This window comes from Neisseria sp. HMSC067H09, assembly GCF_001814135.1.
In the GTDB taxonomy this organism is placed as follows: domain Bacteria; phylum Pseudomonadota; class Gammaproteobacteria; order Burkholderiales; family Neisseriaceae; genus Neisseria.
Genome location: NZ_KV814841.1, coordinates 1 through 2,716, shown reverse-complemented (window position 1 = coordinate 2,716; position 2,716 = coordinate 1). Strand labels below are relative to the sequence as shown.

Genomic DNA, 2,716 nt, shown 5'->3' with positions numbered 1-2,716 from the left:
TGTGGTCGAACAAAGCTTCGGTACGCTGCACCGTTAATCAAGACCGTCTGAAAACCCAAAATCAATTTTCAGACGACCTTTCTTGTTTATGGAGCAGCCTATTTTTTACGCAAAACCCATTTTACGTCCTGCCCGATCAGCTCTACCGAACGACTTTCCCACTCGCCTTCCGAAGTCAAAACGGCGGGGTTAGCAGGGAGGGTAAGCAGGCTTCTGCCTTCGCCTAAGATTTTCGGCGCTTGGTACAACACGATTTCGTCTGCCAAGCCTGCTTCGATAAAGGCAGAGGTCAGCGTCGCGCCCGCTTCGACCATAATCTCGCCGTAGCCCAGTTCTGCCAACTGGGGCAGCAGTGCGGCAAGGTCTATACGTCCGGCGGCGTTTTCAGACGACCTCAAGATGCGGATATGATTGAACGCGCGGTATGGTTTGAGGCGTTCTTCATCATCGACGGCGGTTACGATGACGGTGGGGCTGAGGTCGTCTGAAACCATGTGGCTGTTCAACGGCGTTTGCAGTTTGCTGTCCAACACGATGCGCGTGGGCTGGCGCAGGGTCGGGAAGGCGCGGACGTTGAGGCGCGGGTTGTCCGCAAGCACCGTGCCGATGCCGGTTAAGACGGCGCAGCTTTCCGCGCGTAAGGTCTGTACGTCCGCCCTTGCGGCTTCGCCGGTAATCCAGTAGCTGCGTCCGTCGGCGAGCGCGGTTTTGCCGTCCAGGCTGGCGGCGCATTTGATGCGGACAAACGGGCGGCCGCGTTCGATACGGGAAAGGAAGCTGCGGTTGAGTTCGCGCGCTTCGGTTTCCAGCAAACCGCTTTCGGTGCGGATGCCTGCGGCTTCGAGCATTGCCAAACCTTTGCCTGCCACCAAAGGATTGGGGTCGGTCATGGCAGCGACCACACGCGATACGCCCGAGCCGATTAGGGCTTCGGCGCAGGGCGGCGTACGGCCGTAATGGCTACACGGTTCGAGCGTCACATAAGCCGTCGCCCCGCGCGCCATTTCGCCCGCCTGCCGCAGCGCATGCACTTCGGCGTGCGGTTCGCCTGTTTTGACATGAAACCCTTGTCCGACGATTTGACTGCCGTGTGCAATCACGCAGCCGACGCGGGGATTGGGGGAAGTGGAAAAACGCCCGAGCCGCGCAAGGGCAAGGGCGTTTTGCATCATTTGGGTATCAATACAATCAAACATAATGTGGATTTCTTAAAGTTTTCCGTTTTCAGACGACCTTTGCCGTGTTTTATTCGTTCAAACGCTAATGCGCCAGACTCACTTCTTTTAAAACGACGGACAAATCTTTCTGCCCCGCGTGATGGCTGTACGCGCAAACGGTATAGATATTGGCTTCGTGAATAGCGATGCAGTATTGGTTGAACTTTCCTTGCCGGTCTTCGCGGTCGGTTTGGTAATTCATGCGGTTGTCAGTGGCGATACCGACGCGGACATTTTGAGTCTCGTCGGATTGCAGGGTAGTTTTGAGTTCGGCGAAATAGGTTTTGGCATCCGTTTGCGCCGGGCCGTTGTTTGCCGCATAAATGGTAATGCGCGCTTCAGGGTCGTGTTGGAGCAGAATCAGGTTGGAGGCGGGAACGTTTTTCGGATGACGGGCGGAATCGGCGATGATGTCGGAGAAGTGGCTGTTGTGGACTGAAATGGAAATTTTGCCGTCCATGCTCGTCAGCGTTTGAACCGTATCGGAGGCGGCTTTCGACGCCGCATCGCCCTGTTCGGGGTTGCAGGCGGCAAGGCAGAATAGTGCGGCGGCTACGGATAAAACTCTTTTCATAAACATCCTCTTCATCATCAACACACCGCTTTCAGACGACCTATTTCCCGTCGGTCTGCACCAGCGTGGCGATTGCCTGAGTAAACTCGGACACGTCGTTGAAACTTTTATACACGGAAGCAAAACGGACATAGGCGACCTGATCGATTTTTGCCAATTCCTCCATCGCCATTTCGCCCACCATGCGCGACGGCACTTCCTTGTTGCCCGACTGATACAGACGCTGCTCAATCAGCGCGACCGTTTCATCGATTTTTTCCTGGGCAATCGGGCGTTTGTGCAAAGCCCGTTCCAAACTGGTTCTCAGCTTGTGAGGATTAAACGCCACGCGCGTACCGTTGGATTTAATCACCTGCGGCATCCGCATTTCGACCGTTTCAAACGTACTGAACCGCTGCCCGCACTCCACGCAACGGCGGCGGCGGCGGATGCTGTTCGTCTCTTCCAAGAGCCGCGAATCAGTGACTTGAGTATTGGGATGCTGACAAAACGGACATTTCATAAGTTTTTGAATTTATTTGTTTGTGAAACGGAATTGTAGCTGATTGAGCTATTCCCGTATAGTCGGTGGGTTTATTAACAGCTAATAAAGTACAAAACTTTTGTAAAGCCACCTCCAATCCTAAAAATCCCCCAGCAGAAACCTTTGAAATAACATAAATTATCAGCATTTATGCTCAATACCGTTTTCAAAATGAAGAGTCTACCTAATTTCTTCTACTCTTTTCTCAATATTAGAAATTTTTTAGTCAATTAAGATTTTTTAGCACATTTTTATGCATCAAATTTTGTTAACAGACTATTTTTGCAAAGATCTTCAGCAGCCATTTAAGGAGATTTTCCATGAGCACCTTCAATAACTCGCATAAACCATGATTACCAGCCCTATAGACAATACAAAGTAAAAGCCCCCGACATCTGTCGG

At 52.1% G+C, this 2,716-nt stretch carries 3 protein-coding genes; all 3 read right to left on the bottom strand.

The window, feature by feature from the left end:
* Positions 1–98: 98 nt before the first annotated feature.
* On the bottom strand, positions 99–1,196 hold the full coding sequence (gene ribD, locus HMPREF2954_RS00190) for a bifunctional diaminohydroxyphosphoribosylaminopyrimidine deaminase/5-amino-6-(5-phosphoribosylamino)uracil reductase RibD (protein WP_045073005.1): 1,098 nt from the start codon (positions 1,194–1,196) through the stop codon (positions 99–101).
* Positions 1,197–1,260: 64 nt separating this feature from the next.
* Positions 1,261–1,791: a hypothetical protein gene (locus HMPREF2954_RS00185; RefSeq protein WP_231574621.1), complete on the bottom strand. Its 531-nt coding sequence runs from the start codon at positions 1,789–1,791 to the stop codon at positions 1,261–1,263.
* Between the two features lie 40 nt (positions 1,792–1,831).
* Positions 1,832–2,293 (bottom strand): transcriptional regulator NrdR, encoded by a 462-nt coding sequence (gene nrdR, locus HMPREF2954_RS00180; RefSeq protein WP_003776195.1) that lies wholly within the window; start codon positions 2,291–2,293, stop codon positions 1,832–1,834.
* Positions 2,294–2,716 lie beyond the last annotated feature (423 nt).

What these genes read in the sequence shown, in the direction of transcription:
- ribD (WP_045073005.1), bottom strand. Translation starts at nt 1,196, where the DNA reads ATGTTTGATTGTATTGATACCCAAATGATGCAAAACGCCCTTGCCCTT.
- HMPREF2954_RS00185 (WP_231574621.1), bottom strand. Translation starts at nt 1,791, where the DNA reads ATGAAAAGAGTTTTATCCGTAGCCGCCGCACTATTCTGCCTTGCCGCC.
- nrdR (WP_003776195.1), bottom strand. Translation starts at nt 2,293, where the DNA reads ATGAAATGTCCGTTTTGTCAGCATCCCAATACTCAAGTCACTGATTCG.